Origin of the sequence: Ramlibacter montanisoli, assembly GCF_013087525.1 — a bacterium.
Lineage (GTDB): Bacteria > Pseudomonadota > Gammaproteobacteria > Burkholderiales > Burkholderiaceae_C > Ramlibacter > Ramlibacter montanisoli.
Map to the genome: position 1 here is coordinate 547,376 of NZ_JABFCS010000001.1, position 16,193 is coordinate 563,568.

11 protein-coding genes and 1 pseudogene are annotated in these 16,193 nt (G+C 69.3%); 10 read left to right on the plus strand and 2 right to left on the minus strand.

Annotated elements, in window-relative coordinates; genetic code table 11:
• The first annotated feature begins 29 nt into the window (after positions 1–29).
• On the plus strand, positions 30–1,406 hold the full coding sequence (gene pmbA, locus HK415_RS02870; RefSeq protein ID WP_171556700.1) for a metalloprotease PmbA: 1,377 nt from the start codon (positions 30–32) through the stop codon (positions 1,404–1,406).
• Positions 1,407–1,493: 87 nt separating this feature from the next.
• On the opposite strand, the gene HK415_RS02875 is transcribed toward pmbA, so the two are convergent.
• Together HK415_RS02875 and rpsU are read right to left on the minus strand one after the other, a co-directional pair.
• A complete protein-coding gene (locus tag HK415_RS02875) occupies positions 1,494–1,943 on the minus strand; it encodes a GatB/YqeY domain-containing protein (protein ID WP_171556701.1) in 450 nt (149 codons plus the stop codon).
• A gap of 130 nt (positions 1,944–2,073) precedes the next feature.
• Positions 2,074–2,274, minus strand: a pseudogene (gene rpsU / locus HK415_RS02880) (30S ribosomal protein S21); the annotation flags it as partial.
• 715 nt (positions 2,275–2,989) lie between these two features.
• Between rpsU and HK415_RS02885 the strand changes: the two are divergent.
• The 9 genes from HK415_RS02885 to HK415_RS02915 all read left to right on the plus strand — a co-directional run bounded on the left by HK415_RS02885 (position 2,990) and on the right by HK415_RS02915 (position 16,161).
• The gene (locus HK415_RS02885) at positions 2,990–4,042 is read left to right on the plus strand and encodes a sigma-54 interaction domain-containing protein (protein WP_253261739.1); all 1,053 of its coding nucleotides are present in this window, start codon (positions 2,990–2,992) and stop codon (positions 4,040–4,042) included.
• A gap of 354 nt (positions 4,043–4,396) precedes the next feature.
• Positions 4,397–5,479, plus strand: a complete 1,083-nt coding sequence (locus tag HK415_RS24350) for a cupredoxin domain-containing protein (protein WP_253261740.1) — start codon at positions 4,397–4,399, stop codon at positions 5,477–5,479.
• A gap of 615 nt (positions 5,480–6,094) precedes the next feature.
• Entirely contained in the window at positions 6,095–7,135 is a 1,041-nt protein-coding gene (locus tag HK415_RS24355; RefSeq protein ID WP_253261741.1) for a hypothetical protein, read from the plus strand.
• 47 nt (positions 7,136–7,182) lie between these two features.
• Positions 7,183–10,221 carry a hypothetical protein gene (locus HK415_RS24360; protein ID WP_253261742.1) on the plus strand — a complete coding sequence of 1,013 codons (3,039 nt, stop codon included), beginning with the start codon at positions 7,183–7,185 and terminating at the stop codon, positions 10,219–10,221.
• A 129-nt stretch (positions 10,222–10,350) separates the two neighbouring features.
• Positions 10,351–12,258, plus strand: a complete 1,908-nt coding sequence (locus HK415_RS02895; RefSeq protein ID WP_309246555.1) for a cytochrome D1 domain-containing protein — start codon at positions 10,351–10,353, stop codon at positions 12,256–12,258.
• Positions 12,259–12,262: 4 nt separating this feature from the next.
• Positions 12,263–12,889, plus strand: coding sequence for an SCO family protein (locus HK415_RS02900; RefSeq protein WP_171556703.1), 627 nt, complete (start codon positions 12,263–12,265; stop codon positions 12,887–12,889).
• Positions 12,890–12,903: 14 nt separating this feature from the next.
• Positions 12,904–13,560, plus strand: a complete 657-nt coding sequence (locus tag HK415_RS02905; protein ID WP_171556704.1) for an SCO family protein — start codon at positions 12,904–12,906, stop codon at positions 13,558–13,560.
• Positions 13,561–13,571: 11 nt separating this feature from the next.
• Complete coding sequence (locus tag HK415_RS02910) at positions 13,572–15,173, plus strand: ABC transporter substrate-binding protein (RefSeq protein ID WP_171556705.1); 1,602 nt, start codon at positions 13,572–13,574, stop codon at positions 15,171–15,173.
• Between the two features lie 40 nt (positions 15,174–15,213).
• Positions 15,214–16,161 carry a peptidylprolyl isomerase gene (locus HK415_RS02915; RefSeq protein WP_171556706.1) on the plus strand — a complete coding sequence of 316 codons (948 nt, stop codon included), beginning with the start codon at positions 15,214–15,216 and terminating at the stop codon, positions 16,159–16,161.
• Positions 16,162–16,193: the final 32 nt, after the last annotated feature.

Here is a 16,193-nt window from a genome sequence, read left to right on the forward strand (position 1 = left end):
GCTGCAATGCACAAGTATCATAGCCCGCCATGAACAATACACCCGCGCAGGACGGAACCGGCTTCAGCTACAGCCGCACCGATTTCGAGGAACTGGTCGACTTTGCGCTGGAGCATGCCCGCAAGCTCGGAGCCACCGACGCGGGAGCGGAAGCCTCCGAGGGCTGCGGCCTGAGCGTGTCCGTGCGCAAGGGCGAGATGGAGACGGTGGAGCGCAACCGCGACAAGTCGCTGGGCATCACCGTGTACGTCGGCAGCCAGCGCGGCAATGCCAGCACCTCCGATTTCTCGCGGCCCGCCATCGAGCGCACGGTGCAGGCGGCCTACGACATCGCCCGCTTCACCGCGCAGGACCCGGTGGCCGGCCTGCCCGAGCCCGAGGACATCGCGCCGCCGGAAGCGCACCCCGACCTGGACCTGTTCCACCCCTGGGCCATCACCAGCGAACAGGCGGCCGAACTGGCGCTGCGCTGCGAACGCGCCGCCTTCGACACCGACGCCCGCATCACCAACAGCGAAGGCGCGGGCGTGTCGGCGCAGCAAAGCCATTTCTTCAGCGCGCACACGCACGGCTTTCGCGGCGGCTATGCCAGCTCGCGGCATTCGATCTCGGTCGCGCCGATCGCCGGCAAGGGCGAGGAGATGCAGCGCGACGCCTGGTACAGCTCGATGCGCTCGGCGCCCGAACTCGCTTCACCCGAGGTCGTGGGCCGCTATGCCGCGGAACGGGCGCTGGCCCGCCTGCGGTCGCGCAAGATCAGCACGCGCGAATGCCCGGTGCTGTTCGAGTCGCCGCTGGCCGCCGGACTCCTGGGCGGCTACGTGCAGGCCACCAGCGGCGGCGCCCTCTATCGCAAGAGCACTTTCCTGGTCGACTCGCTGGGCAAGCAGGTGTTCGCCGACCACATCGACGTGCTCGAGGATCCCTTCGTGCGCCGCGGCAAGGGCAGCGCGCCCTTCGACGAGGAGGGCGTGCGCACCAAGCCGCGCAAGGTGGTGGATGGTGGCCGGGTCGAGGGCTACTTCCTCAGCAGCTACTCCGCCCGCAAGCTGGGCATGAAGACCACCGGCAACGCCGGCGGCTCGCACAACCTGACCCTGGCCTCGCGCCGCACGCAGCCGGGCGACGACCTGCCGGAAATGCTGCGCAAGCTGGGCACCGGCCTGTTCGTCATCGAGCTGATGGGGCAGGGCATCAACTACGTGACCGGCGACTACTCGCGCGGCGCCAGCGGCTTCTGGGTGGAAAACGGGGAGATCGCCTATCCGGTGCAGGAGATCACCATCGCCGGCAACCTCAAGGACATGCTGATGGGGATCGAGGCCGTCGGCGCCGACGTGTACAACTACGGGGCGAAGACGGTGGGCTCGATCCTGATCAACCGGATGAAGGTGGCGGGGTCCTGACGGGGTGTTGGGGTGCGCTTCGCGCAGCCCAACCTACGGGACACCGCTGGGTAGGTTGGGCTCGCGCAGCGACCCCAACACCAGAAATCAACCCGCCAGCGCGGCCTTGACCGCCGCCGACACCTGTCCCATGTCGGCCTTCCCCGCCAGCCGCTGCTTCACGGCGCCCATCACCTTGCCCATGTCCCCCGGCCCCTTGGCGCCCAGTTCCGCCACGATCGCCTGCACTTCGGCCTGGACCTCGTCGGCCGACAGGCGCGCCGGCAGGTAGGCCTGCAGCACCACCACTTCCGCCTTTTCCTTGTCGGCCAGGTCCTGGCGGCCGGCCTTCTCGAAGGCCTCGATGCTGTCCTTGCGCTGCTTGAGCAGCTTGTCCACGATGCCCACCACCGCGGCATCGTCCAGTTCGACCCGCTCGTCCACTTCCTTCTGCTTGATGGCGGCGGTGAGCATGCGGATGGCGCCCAGGCGCTCGGCGTCCTTGGCGCGCATGGCGGCCTTCATGTCTTCGGTGATGCGTTCCTTGAGCGTGACCATGGTCGGATTCCTCGGTGAATATGAAAAAGCCCGCCTGGGCGTCCCCAGGCGGGCAGCATCAGGAAAAAAGCCCGACTGGGCGTCCCCAGGCGGGCTTTCGTGATGCTGTCAGCCGGGGCTCAGTAGAGCTTTTCGGCAGCTGCATGCTGCGAACGCGCTTGAAGTGGCGCTTCACGGCGGCTGCCTTCTTGCGCTTGCGCTCGGCGGTGGGCTTCTCGTAGAACTCGCGGGCACGCAGTTCGGTCAGCAGGCCCAGCTTCTCGATGGTGCGCTTGAAGCGGCGCAGGGCCACGTCGAACGGCTCGTTTTCCTTGACACGGATGGTCGTCATGAATTTCCGGATAACTTGTGGCGAACGAAGATCGAGGACGTCCGCCGGGGTTCCCCACCTGAAATGTCGATCAGGCCGGTGGGGGTTTGCCAGCAAAGCCCGAGATTATAGCGTTGCCCGGCCGGGCAGCAAGATGCCCTCCCGTACAGCCCGGCCATGGGGCTTTGAGCAGCCGCAAGAAGCGGAGGAATGTAAGGAGAAACCGTAAGCGAATTGCGCGGTATCAATTCGTTTCGGCCCGCGCTGCCCATAGTTGGGCTTAGGCATGCATCGACCCGCGCGCAGGCTGTGGAGGCTGCCAGCGCGCGCATTCATTCAAATGCCAGCAGGACGATGCAACTGGCAGCAGCAAGAGGGGGCCCATGGCCCGAGAAGAAGTTGCCGTTGGTCCCGCGGGGACGCTCCCGCGGGTGATCGTGTACTCCACCGAGGCACGCGCACCGGTGGCCCAGACGCTGGCTGCTTCGCTGCAGTGCCAGGGACTGCAGGCGGAATGCGGCTCGCTCGCCGGGACGCCCGTGGCCAGCGACCTCGCCATCCAGGTGGCGGCAGAAGAAGACCTGCCACTGGCCTTGCGGCAGCTCGCCCTCCTGCGCGCCGTCGCGCCGGAGTGCCGGGTCATCGTCGCCAGCCTCGCGCTGTGCCCGGTCGGGCTCGCGCGCCTGCTCGATGGGGGAGCGGGGGATTTCCTGAGCATCCCCCGGACCCGCGCGAGATGGGGGTGCGCGTGCGCCGCATGCTGCGCCTGCCCTGCGGGGTTCCGGAGGGGGACGGGCCCGCGGACCAGGCCGCGCCGCACCCGGCCCTGCGCGCGCTCGTGGGCCACAGTCCGGCCTTCGTGCAGCAGGTCGCGCGCCTGCCGGTGTTCGCCCGCTACGACGCCAGCGTGATGATCCTGGGCGACACCGGCACGGGCAAGGAACTGTGCGCGCGCGCAATCCACTACCTTTCCGCCCGCGCCGACAATCCCTGGATCCCGGTGAACTGCGCCGCCATCCCGGCGGAACTGCTGGAGGCGGAGCTGTTCGGGCACGTGAAAGGCGCCTACACCGGCGCGCACGCCGCGCGGCCGGGGCTGGTGCGCGAGGCCGAGGGCGGCACGCTGTTCCTGGACGAGATCGATTCGCTGCCCCGCGCCGCGCAGGGAAAGCTGCTGCGCTTCCTGCAGGACAAGGAGTGCCGCGCGGTGGGCGCCGACACCGTGCAGCACGCGGACGTGCGCATCATCGCGGCCAGCAACCGCCCGCTCATGCAACTGCGCGCGGACGGCGCGTTCCGGCAGGACCTGCTGTACCGCCTGAACGTGCTCACGCTGCACCTGCCCGCGCTGCGCGAGCGGCGCGCGGACATCGCGCAGCTCACGATGCACTTCGTCCGCGGCGCCGCGGTCCAGTGGCAACGGCCCGCGCCGACGCTCTCGGGTGACGCCCTGCAGCGGCTGATCTCGCACGACTGGCCCGGCAACGTGCGCGAGCTGAAGAACGTGGTCGAGCGGGCCGTGCTGATGTGCGGCGGCGACACGCTGTCCGCCGCCGACATCGACCTCGACGGCACGGCCGGGGACGTCGCGGCCTGCGAGGACTCCTTCCGCATGGCCAAGGCGCGCATGGTGGAACACTTCGAGCGCGCCTTCATCCAGCAACTGCTGGCCAGCAACGGCGGCAACGTCACGCGCGCCGCGCAGGCCGCCAAGAAGAACCGGCGCGCCTTCTTCGAGCTGATGCGCAAGTACCGGATCGAGCCGGCGCCCTTCCGCGACTCGCAATGATGCGCGGGTCCCCCACACCCACCAGGGCATTTTTGTCCACCCCGCACCCACAGGCGTGGGCGGCGCCCGCGGCGCCTGGCGCGCGGCAAACGGGAGGATGAATTTGTCCCACGGGCTCTCCCCTTCCCCAGCGGCGCAGGGCTGAACGGAGGTGGCAAGGAAGTTGCATTGACCACGACTGGCGAGTTGTTTTCCGGCCGGCGGTAGGTGCGATCGCCGGTCGCAAATCCAGTCACCCCCAGGAGGATGATCATGCTTGAACGGCACGACGGAGTCTGGCGTCTATCAACCGCTGTCAGTCCGCCGAAGTTGCGACGCTGGGCACGAACGGCCTGGGGGCTGGCGCTGACGGGCATGGCGGCACTGGCGATGGCGCCGGATGCCCAGGCTGCCATCAGCTGCCAGCGGCAGGTCACCGCCAACGTGGTCGCCTTCGACAAGCCCCTGATGTACAACCGGCTGGGCGCCGGCAATGTCAACGGCATGATGTACGCCCTCCAGCGGGACGTCATCAATACCAGCAGCCAGTCGCCGCTGACCGTCAGCGGGCAGGCAACGGCCGGCCAGCTGGACCTGCGGCCCGACAAGCGGCACCGGCCGCTGGTGCTGCGGGTGCGCGTCGGCGATTGCCTCACGGTCAACCTGCAGAACCTGCTGACTCCGGTCGCCAATCCGAACAACGTGCCGCTGACCGAGCCTTCGGGCCAGCGGTTCACGGTCCAGGTCGACGACCAGGTCCGGGGGCGTTTCGTCGGCTTCCATGCCGCGGGCATGGAGCTCGTGGACAGCATCGCCGATGACGGCAGCCACACCGGCGCCAACGTGAGCAGCCTGGTCGCCCCCGGCGGCAGCAGGAGCTACCGGCTCTACGCCAGCAAGGAAGGCGTGTTTCCCGTCAGCAGCGGCGGCGCCGTGGTCGGCGCGGACGCCAACCAGGGCAACTCGTCCAACGGCCTGTTCGGACAACTGATCGTCGAACCCGCCGGCGCCCGGATCTACCGCGGGCAGGTGTTCGAGGAGGAAATGCGCCTGGCGGCCGACGTCAACAACGACGGCGTGCTGGGTGCGACGGAGCTGACCGCCGAAGGCCACCCCCGCATCCGCTACGAAGCGACCTATCCCGGCGGAACCCCTTGGACGGCGGAAGGCAAGAACGGCCTGCCGATCCTCAACATGATGAAGTGCGCCTCGGCGACGGCCTGCGAGATCGTGCACTCGGAGATCAATGCCGTGGTCGCCGGCCCGAATGCGGACGGCACCTTCCCCCGAGCACCTACCCGCTGGAATCGGTCGGCAAGCGCAACCCCTCGCTGCCGAACCGGCTGGAGCCCTTCCGCGACTTCGCCTCGGTCTGGCACGACGAGCCCGCCACTGCGCAGGCCTTCCCGGGCTTCTACAAGAACGACCCGGTGTTCCGCTACGTGCTGGCGGGCGTGAAGGACGGCTTCATGATCAACTACGGCTCGGGCGGCATCGGCTCCGAGATCATCGCCAACCGGCTGGGCGTCGGACCCACCAGCGACTGCGCGTCCTGCGCCTACGAGGAATTCTTCCTGACCTCGCTCGCGCTGAACGACCCCGCCCTGACGGTCGACATCCCGGCCAACGTCGGACTGGAAGCGCTGCTGCCCGGCCAGGTGCCGCCTCCTGGCACCCAGGGACCGAAGGCGAACTACGTGATCGGCGCGGAAGACGCGGCCAACGTGCATCACAGCTACCTGAATGACTTCGTCAAGTTCCGCAACACGCACATCGGCAAGGAACAGCACGTCTTCCACCTGCACAACCACCAGTGGCTGTTCAACCCCAACGACGACAACTCGAACTACCTCGATGCGCAAGGCATCGGGCCGGGGGCCGGCTACACGTACGAGATGAACCAGGGCGGCTCGGGCAACCGCAACAAGTCCACCGGCGACGCGATCTTCCACTGCCACTTCTATCCCCACTTCGCCCAGGGCATGTGGTATCACTTCCGCATCAACGACACCTTCAGCGCCGGCACCAGGCTGGCCGCGTCGGGCACGGGCTACCACACGGCGCGCTGGGGGAGTGGGCAACACCACGCCGGCGGCCGGCGCACGCGCCTATCCCGATGGCGAGATCGTCGCGGGCACGCCGATCCCGGCCGTGGTGCCGCTGCCGGGCAAGGGCCTGGCGCCCATGCCGGGTGAAGTCACCGTGGTGACCAATCCGCTCCTGTCGCCCCTGAACGGCAAGCCGCTGGGCTCGCTGGCCAAGGTGGTCGACCGCACCAAGAATCCCGGCTTCCCGTTCTGGATCGCCGGCATGGAAGACCTGATCGGACATCGCCCGCCGACACCGCCGCTGGACATGCTCACCAAGGCCAAGGCCGAAGCGCTCAAGGCTTCGGGCAATCCCCTGTGGGCGCAGCTGCAGCCGAACCAGGCCGACGGCTTCGACGGTGGCCTGCCGCGCCATGGCGTGAAGGGCTACGCCGCGGGCGGCGTCACCCACACCGTCACCACGCGGCTCGACTTCTCCAAGGAGTTCGAGAAGGCCGTGCCGGTGTACTACCCCGAGGAAGGCACGGACCTGGAGCAGCTGGCGATGGCGTTCCACGCCAAGCGCACGCACCCGACCGTGAAGCTCGACCTGGCCGGCGTGGCCACGGCGGCGACCTTCACGACCAACGGCAGCGGCGGCCCGGTGGTGGGCGCGCCCTTCCACAACCCCTGCATCGACGACCAGGGCACCGTGCTGAAGCCGGGCGTGGTCGGGACCTTCTTCTCGGGAGAAAGCCTCACCGGCATGAGCACGCGTGGCTCGAGCATCTTCAACTCGGACACGCCGCGCATCTACAAGGGAACCAACCTGCAGTTCGACGCGGTGCTGAACAAGACCGGCTACCACTATCCGCAGCAGCGCATCGTCGCCCTGTGGCAGGACGTGGCACCCATCATCTCCAAGCAGAAGCCGCCGGAGCCGCTGGTGATGCGCGCCAACACCTTCGACTGCACGGTCTTCCACCACAGCAACCTGGTGCCGGGCGCCTATGAGATCGACGACTACCAGGTGCGCACGCGACCGACATCATCGGCCAGCACATCCACCTGCCCAAGTGGGACCTGACGACCACCGACGGCGCGGCCAACGGCTGGAACTACGAGGACGGCACCATGGCCGCGAGCGTGATCCGCGAGCGCATCCATGCGATCCGCGCGTTCAACGCCTGCGTCGGCGCCGACTCCGGCGACCCGCGGGATGGCACGGGCGCCTGCCCGGTGGCGAAGGACCACCCGTACTGGGGCAAGGTTGCCGCGCAACTGGGCGGCCGCTTCCAGGACGAGTGGAAGGGCGCGCGCACCACGCTGCAACGCTGGTTCACCGACCCGATCGTCAACACCGAAGGCGTGGACCGCGGCCTGGGCATCGTCTTCACGCACGACCACTACGGTCCGTCGACCCACCAGCAGATCGGTCTCTATTCGACCCTGCTCACCGAGCCGGCGGGCTCGCGCTGGGTGATGAACGAAACCGGTGCGCAACTGGGTTACGACCCGGTGAGCGGCGCGCCTGCGCGCACCGATACCACCAGCGACGGCACGCAGTTCAGCGACGGCGGGCCGACCAGCTGGCAGGCGGCGATCCTCACGCCCGCGGCCGCGCCTGGCGGCAGCACCGTCAAGAGCGAGGCGCTGACGCCTTACCGGGAGTTCTACTTCGAGTTCAGCGACTTCCAGCACGCCTACGAAGCCGGCGTGTACATGGGCGCCGGGCAGGACGGCCTGCCGCTGGCGGGCACCGGCCCCGGCCTGCCGCCGGTGGTGGTGAACGCCGGCAACCCGCAGTTCGACGGCACCACGGCGAATGCATTCCGCTTCGCCATCAATCCGCCGGCGCGCAAGCAGATTACCCCGGTGTTCCCCGACCTCGTGCTGGAACTCAAGAGCACGGCCGACGACCCGCTGAACAACTTCTGTCCGTCGCGACCCTGCCCGCAGGCGATCGACGTGCAGGACCCGGGCGTGCTGGTCGTGAACTACCGCATGGAGCCGGTGGCGATGCGGGTGTACGACCCGGCCAAGATCGGCCCGGACGGCAAGCCGGGCATGCAGGCCGACGGGTTGCCGGGCGACCTCGCCTTCGCGCTGCAGTCGCGCACCGACCGGAAGATCCCGCAGCTCAACGTCATGCCTGACGGCAACACCGTGATCCATGGCACCAGGTTCCCGCCGCACATCAACGCTGCCGGCTTCACGGGCGGCGACCCCTTCACGCCCATGATGCGCTCCTACCAGGGCGACATCGTGCGGGTGAAGGTGCAGGCCGGCGGGCACGAGGAGGAGCACAACGCCACCATCCTCGGCGTCAAGTGGCTGCAGGCGGGCTCGGGCCATGGCATGGCGCCCAACTCCGGCTGGCGCAATGCGCAGGCCAGCGGCATTTCCGAGCAGTTCTCGCTCAGGACCCCGATCCTGCCGGTGGACCTCGCTCGCGGCCAGCTGGCGGACTACGCCTACTCGATGGATGCGTCCAACGACGGCTGGTGGAGCGGCATGTGGGGCTTGCTGCGCACCTATGAGCAGCAACGCGCCGACCTGTTCAAGCTGCCCGGCGCCGGCACCGGCCCGGTCAGGATCGCCAACCAGCAGAACTTCAACGGGGCCTGCCCGAGCAACGCGCCGATCCGCAGGTACTTCATCACGGCTGCCCTGGCCAGCGACCTGCTGGGCAACCCGCTGGGAGTCACCGTGGCCCCGCAAGGCCCGGTCGGCACCATGCACGTGGGGGCCCCCGTGAACCCGGCCGGTGGCACGCTGGTGTACAACCACCGCAACACCACGGTGACGGGCAACTTCGTCAACGAGGACGGCACGGTGGTCAACGTGACGCACCAGGGACCGCTGCACGACCCGACCGCGATCCTGTTCGTGAACCGTGACGATGTCATCACCACGGGTCCCGGCCAGGGCAGGGGCAAGCTCAAGCCCGGCGTCCCGCTCGAGCCGGTGGTGATCCGTGCCGCGGCCGGCGAATGCGTGCATGTGCAGCTGGAGAACAGGCTGCCTGCGCTGGTGCCGGACCTGGCCACGTACAGCACGCTGCAGGGCATCGTGAAGCGCGACCGCGGCGCGGGCAACGACCAGGGTTCGACCACGTTCAACCAGAACCTGATCCGTCCTTCCAGCTACGTCGGCATCCACCCCCAACTGGTGGCGCTGGACGTGACCCAGGACTCCGGCCGGATCGTAGGGGCCAACCCGGTGCGCGGCCAGCTTGCGGCTCCCGCCGGCGGCGGCACGTTTTACCGCTGGTACGTGGGTGACCTGGGCGGCACGCCGCTCAACGGGGAGGTTGCCCTCGTTCCGACACCGATCGAGTTCGGCGGCTTCAGCCTGCTGCCCTCTGACACCGTGAAGCAGGGTGCCAAGTCGCTCGTCGGTGCCATGGTGGTGCACCCGCCAGGCGCGAGCTGGGTCGAGAACACGCAGGTGTTCGACCACCAGAACGGCGCCGGCACGCGGGCCACGCGTGCCCAGGCGACGGTCACGGCCGGTGCCAGCACCTTCCGCGACTTCTCGCTGGTGCTGACGAAGGGCAACACCCACTACTACCGTGACGGGACGCCGGTGGAGCACATCAACGGCGAGGGCGTGGGCATCCCCGAGGACAGCCAGGAAGCCTCCGGCATGTTGCTGAACTACGGCACCGAGCCCCTGTGGTTCCGCTTCGGCATCCTGCCGCAGGCGCCCTTCGGCAACTGCCCTGGCTGCTATGGCGGCATCGCCAACCCCGAACTGGCCTACAGCAACTCGCTGGCCGGGGTGGGAGGCGATCCGGTGACGCCGGTGTTCCAGGCCAACCGCAACCAGCAGACGCGGCTGCACATCACCAACCCGCACGGCACCTCCCGTGGCTCCACCCTGGCAGTGCACGGGCACGTGTGGCAGCGCGATCCGTACATCTGCCCGGGCGAAGCGCGCAACGGCCTGACCGGTGCCTGCCTGATGACGTCGGTCGGCTCCCGCGCACTGGGCGTGAACCCGCACGGCTTCGCCACCTCCGGCCAGGAAAGCTGGACGCCCTCCAGCCACTTCGACATCGTCCTGCCCAGCGCAGGTGGCGGCAACGGCGTGGTCGGCGATTACCTGGTGCGCGACCAGGGCGCGTTCGGCAACGCCAGCGGCGTCTGGAGTGTCATCCGCGTGAAGTAGGAAGCAGCAGGACCCCGCCGGCGGCGCGCGCGCCCCGGCGGGGCTTCTCACAAGAGCAGAGGGGAGTTTTCGATGAAGCTGCAGCGATTGCCAAGGGCTCTTTCCGCGGGCGCATGCGTTGCGCTTTTTGTGCGTCTGGCGGCAGCGGCGGATGCACCGGCCGCGACGGCGGATGCCGACAGCGACCGCCGCCTCGTGCGCAATGGCGTGGTGGTGCAGTTCTCGGCCCGGCCCGTGGAAAAGCAGGCCAGGGAGCTGATGGAAGGCGACATCGCCGACGTGCGCTTCCGCATCAGCGACGAAGCGAGCGGCCAGCCGGTGCGCGGCGTGGTCCCCGGCGCCTGGATGGACATGGCGCACGTCATGGAGAACCGCGCCGGCAGCGACCAGAAGTCCTGCAAGGACAAGGTGTCGCTCTATCTCAAGGGCGTGGTCGGCATGCGGCCGATGCTCGACCTGAACAGCTACTTCGTCGTGCTGATGAACAACGACGCCAGCATCTCCGTGGTGGATCCGCTGGTGACCATGGGCGGCGTGACGAGCACCTTCGCCACCACCTTGCTCAAGCGCCCCGGCGCGGACTGGGCCCGGCACGACAACACGCGCCAGCTGTTCGTGACCATGCCCAAGGCAGGCGAGGTGGCGGTGATCGAAACCGACAACTTCAAGGTGACCGGCAACGTGGCGGCCGGCAAGGATCCGGTGCGCATCGCCCTGCAGCCCGACCAGCGCTACCTGTGGATCGGCAACAACGCGGCGGAGGCGAAGGACAGCGGCGTGACGGTGATCGACACCGCCAGCCTCAAGCCGGCCGGCTTCATTGCCACCGGCGCGGGCCATCACGAGATCGCGTTCACGGCGGACAGCCGCCACGCCTTCGTGAGCAACCGCCAGGACGGCACCGTGAGCGTGATCGACGTCGCCCGGCGCAGCAAGCTCAAGGACATCCGGACCGGCACCATGCCGCTGTCGCTGGACTACTCCACGCTCTCGCGCCGGCTCTACGTCGCCGACGGCAAGGACGGTGTCGTCACCGTGATCGACACGGAGAAGCTCGCGGTGGCGGCACGCGTGACGGCCAAGCCCGGCCTGGGCCCGCTGAAGGTCACGCCGGACGGCCGTTTCGCGCTGGTGGTGAACACGGCGGAAAACAGGGTGCACGTGCTGGACACCGCCAGCAACGCACTGGTGCAGGAGGTGCCGATCCCGGCGCAGCCCTACCAGATCACCTACAGCAAGACCTTCGCGTTCGTGCGCGCCCTCGGCTCGGAGCGCGTGAGCATGATCAACCTGTCCAGCCTGGGCAAGGGCAAGACCGCCACCGTGCAGAGCTTCGCCGCCGGAGCGACGCCGCCCAGCATGGCCGGCAACCTGGTGATCGCCGACTCGGTGGCGGCCGCCGCCAACGAGGGCACCGTGTTCGTGGTCAACCCCGCCGACGGCTCGACCTACTACTACATGGAAGGCATGAACGCCCCGTCCAGCAACTACCGGGTCCACGGTTCGAGTCCGCGCGCCGTGACGGTGGTGGACCGCAGCCTGAAGGAAGTCGAACCCGGGGTGTACGCCGGGCGGGTCAGGATGCCGGTGCCCGGCAAGTACGACGTGGCCTTCATGCTGAACGGCCCGAAGCTGCTGCACTGCTTCTCCATGGAGGCCAAGGCCAATCCGCTGGTGGCCAGGACGCTCGAGCCCCTGGCGGTGGAATTCGACCAGCGCTCCCGCAAGGCGGCAGCCGGCGCTCCCCTGGCACTGCGGTTCAAGCTGATCGACCCCGCCACCCGGCTGGCCAAGGCCGGCATCAAGGACGCGCGCGTCCTGTACTACCTGGCCCCGGGGCGCGGCCGCAGCGAGGCGCCGGTGAAGGAAATCGGCGACGGCGTGTACGAGGCCCGGGTGCAGCTGGCGCAGCCCGGTGCCTACTATGTGCACGTCGGCGTGCCGTCCCTGGACATGGGTTACGGCAAGCTGCCGTACTTCACGCTGATGGCGACACCGGCGGCGGCCACGCGAAGCGCGGTTCCCGGCAAGGGTTGACGCCATGCGCACGACACTCGCCCTGATCACGGCACTGGTGCTCGCCACGGCCACGGCCGGCGCGCGGGCGCACGACGCGTCCCGGCACCGGCAGCACCAGGCGGCTGCCAGCGCGCCGAGCTCGGTGCGGGTCAAGCTTCCCGACACCGTGCTCACCGACCAGCATGGCAGGGCGGCACGCTTCAAGTCCGACTTCGTGGCCGACCGGCTGGTGCTGGTCAACTTCGTCTACACGACCTGCACCACCGTGTGCCCCGTGCAGTCGGCGCTGTTCGCCGACCTGCAGCAGCGGCTCGGCGATCGCGCCGGCCGCGAGGTGGTGCTGCTCTCGGTCACGGTCGACCCGCTGCGCGACACGCCGATGCGGCTCAAGGAGTTCTCGGCGCAGTACGGGGCCGGGCCGGGCTGGAGCTTCCTCACCGGCAGCAAGCAGGCCGTGGACGAAGTGCTGACCGCCTTCGACGTGTACACGCCCAACGTCGCCGACCATCCGGCCGTGGTGCTGGTGGGCGATCCGCGCAGCGGCGAATGGACACGCCTGTTCGGCTTCCCCGGCTCGGAGCAGATCATGGCCCGGCTCGGGCAATTGCAGGCCGCGCGCCGCGGCGCGCCGCTGGCGACGCGCCACTAGGAAGGACGCAAGCGATGCGAAACCCCTTGCTGCTGGCCGCACTGGCCACGACGCTCCTGGCACCGGCGGCGCTTGCGCACACCGAGCCCGCGGCCGGCCCGCGCGCGGCCGCGGATTCGGCCATCCCGCGGCCTGCCTCGACCGGCACGCGCGACCCCCGCGTGTACTTCACCGAGGCCGACCTGAGGAACCAGGACGGACAGCGGCTGAAGTTCTATTCCGATGCGCTCAAGGGCAGGACGGTGGTGCTGAACGTGGCCTACACGACCTGCACCGACGCCTGCCCCCTGATCACCCGGCAGCTGCTGCAGGTGCGCGAGGAGCTGGGCGATGCGTTCGGCAAGCAGGTGTTCTTCGTCACGATCACCAGCGATCCGGCGCGCGACACGCCGCAGGCGCTCAAGGCCTTCGCGCAGAAGCAGGGCGCGGACGTGGCGGGCTGGTCCTTCCTGACTGGTCGCAAGAGCGAGGTCGACCTGATCCTCAAGCGCCTGGGTGCCTTCTCGGAGAACGTGGAGGGGCATGCCACGGTCCTGTACATCATGGACGTCGATGCCAGGCGCATGCGCAGGATGTTGCCCAACCTGCCGCCCAAGGCCATCGCCGAGGCCGCGCGCCTCATCGCCACCGGCAAGCCTCCCGGGCCCGGGCCGGGCCCGGCGGCCAACTGAAGGGAGCCGGCGTGCGTGCAGCCCTGCTGTCCGGACTGCGCTGCGCCGCTGCCGTGCTCGCCGCTTCGCTGCTGGCCTGGGCGCAGCCGCTCCATGCCGGCCCCACGCTGACAGCGGAGCAGCAGGCCGGCCGCCGCCTGTACCTGGAAGGCGAGAGCGCTTTCGGCGATGCCTTTACCGGCCGCATCGGGATGGGGCAGCAACAGTTGCCGGGTCCGGCGGTGCGTTGCGGCAACTGCCATGGGGCCGACGGGCGCGGGCGGCCGGAAGGAGGCATCCGTCCCGTCAACATCACCTGGTCGGAACTGACCAAGTCCTACGGCCATGCGCATGACAACGGCCGCCGCCATCCGCCGTTCGACGAAGCCTCCCTCCGGCGCGCCATCGTGGACGGCGTGGACGCCGCCGGCAATCCGCTCGACGCGTCCATGCCCCGCTTCAGGATCAGCGGCCGCGACTGGAAGGCGTTGCTGGCCTACATGAAGGTGCTCGAGCTGCAGCAGGACCCCGGCGTCGGCAGCGACACCTTGAGGCTGGGCACGCTGCTGCCCGGCGCCGGGCGCTTCGCCGAACTGGGCCAGGCGGTCAAGGGCATCCTGCAGGCGCACCTCGACGAGATCAACGCCGGCGGCGGCATCCATGGCCGCAGGCTGGAACTGGTCAGCGCCGACTACGCGAGCGACGATCCCGACGCCGCCAGGAGCGCCTTGCGCAAGCTGGTGGCGCAGGGCGACGTGTTCGCCCTGCTGTCGCCGTTCGCGGCGGGCCTGGAGGACGAGCTCGGCCGGCTGGCGAACGAAAGCAGGATCCCGGTCGTGGGCCCGCTCTCGCTGTTCGGCGCCGACCCCCGCAGCAGCAACCAGCAGGTGTTCCATCTCCTGTCAGGCATCGGCGAACTGGCCGAGGTGCTGGCGCTGCACCTGGGGCGCGAGCCGAAGGCGAGGGCGATGCCTGCGGTGCTCCTGCACCCGGACGGCCCCGCCGGCGCGGCGCTGGCGGATGCGCTCGGGCAGCGGCTGAAGAACCAGGGCTGGAGCAGGCTCGATCGCGTCGCCTTCCGGCCGGGCACAACGGACGCCGCGGCCTTGGCCAGGACGCTCAAGGCGCGCGGCGCCGAAGCGGTGTTCCTGCTGGGACCCGGCGTCGACGTCGCCGCGCTGGCGCGGCAACTCGCCGAAGCCGGTCGCCCGCCGTATCTGCTGCTGCCCGGGCCGCTGGCGCCCCGTGCGGTGCTGGAACTGCCGGCCGCATTCGACGGCCGCATCCTGCTGGCCTATCCCACGGTGCCCGCCGACCAGAAGCCCGAGGCACTGCGCCAGTACGCCGCCCTCTTCAAGGGGAGCGCGCTCGTGCGCGGCCACCAGACCACCCAGGTCCCGGCCTACAGCAGCGCCGTGCTGCTGGCCGAGACGCTCAAGCGCGTGGGGCGGGACCTGACGCGCGAGAAGCTGGTGGCGGCCCTGGAGTCCGTCCAGGGCTTCGAGCCGGGCCTGGTCCCCGCGGTGAGCTTCAACGCCAGCCGTCGCGTCGGTGCGCTGGGTGGCTACGTGGTGGCGGTCGATCTCAAGGCCAGGAACTTCAGCCAGGTCGGTGGCTTCCTGGCGTTGCCGTGAACGGGAGATGACGATGCAGGGATTCAACATCGCCAGGCTGTTGCTGCCGCTGGCGCTGGTGCTGGGCGTGGCGCAGGCGCAGGCGCAGGCGCAAGGCATCCTGGCGGCGCGGGTCAACGGGGCGGGCATCGCGCAGGAGCAGCTGGAGCGAACCTTCGACGAAGAGCTCCGGCAGCGCAGGCTCAACCTGCTGCAGATCCGCAATCCCGAGCGCGTCAAGCAGATGAAGCGGGCCGTGCTGGACCGGCTGATCGAGCAGGAACTGTTCTGGCAGCAGGCACAGGCCGCCGGCGCCGTGGCCAGCCAGCAGGAGGTCGAACAGGCGTTCCAGTCCACGCTGGGACAGTTCAAGACCAAGGAGGCGTTCGAGCGGCGCCTCCGGGTCGAGGGGTACACGCCCGAGAGCTACCGGATGCTGGTGCGCAAGCAGGTTTCGGCCACCAAGTACGCCAACAGCGTGGGGGCCCGGGAGGCGACGGTCAGCGACCAGGAAGTGCACCGCTTCTACCTGGAGAACCCCGGGCAGTTCAGGCGCGCGCAACAGGTCCGGGGGCGCGAGATCTTCATCCGGGTGGCAGCGCCGGCAGGCGCCCAGGAGCGCGCGGCCAGCCGCGGCCGCGCCGAGGAGGTGCTGAAGGCGGCACGCGGGGGCGGAGACTTCGAGCAACTCGCGCGCCTGCATTCCGAGGCGCCGACCCGGCAATGGGGCGGCGAGATGGAGCCGTTCGCCAGGGGCCAGCGCGCCAAGCCGATCGAGGACGCCGCCTTTGCGCTGGCGGCGGGCCAGGTCTCCGGGCTCGTGAGCACGCCCGAGGGTTTCCACATCCTCAAGGTGGAAGCCGTGATCCCGGAGGTGATCGTTCAGGAGGAGCAGGCGCGCGCGCAGATACGCACATACCTGGAGCAGCGCAAGGCCAATGCAGCCATCGAGAAGGAGGCCGAGCGGCTGCGGGGCGCGGGCAAGGTCGAGATCCTCCTCCCCTTGTGAGGGGAGGCCCGGGATGAATGGTTCGCGCTTGA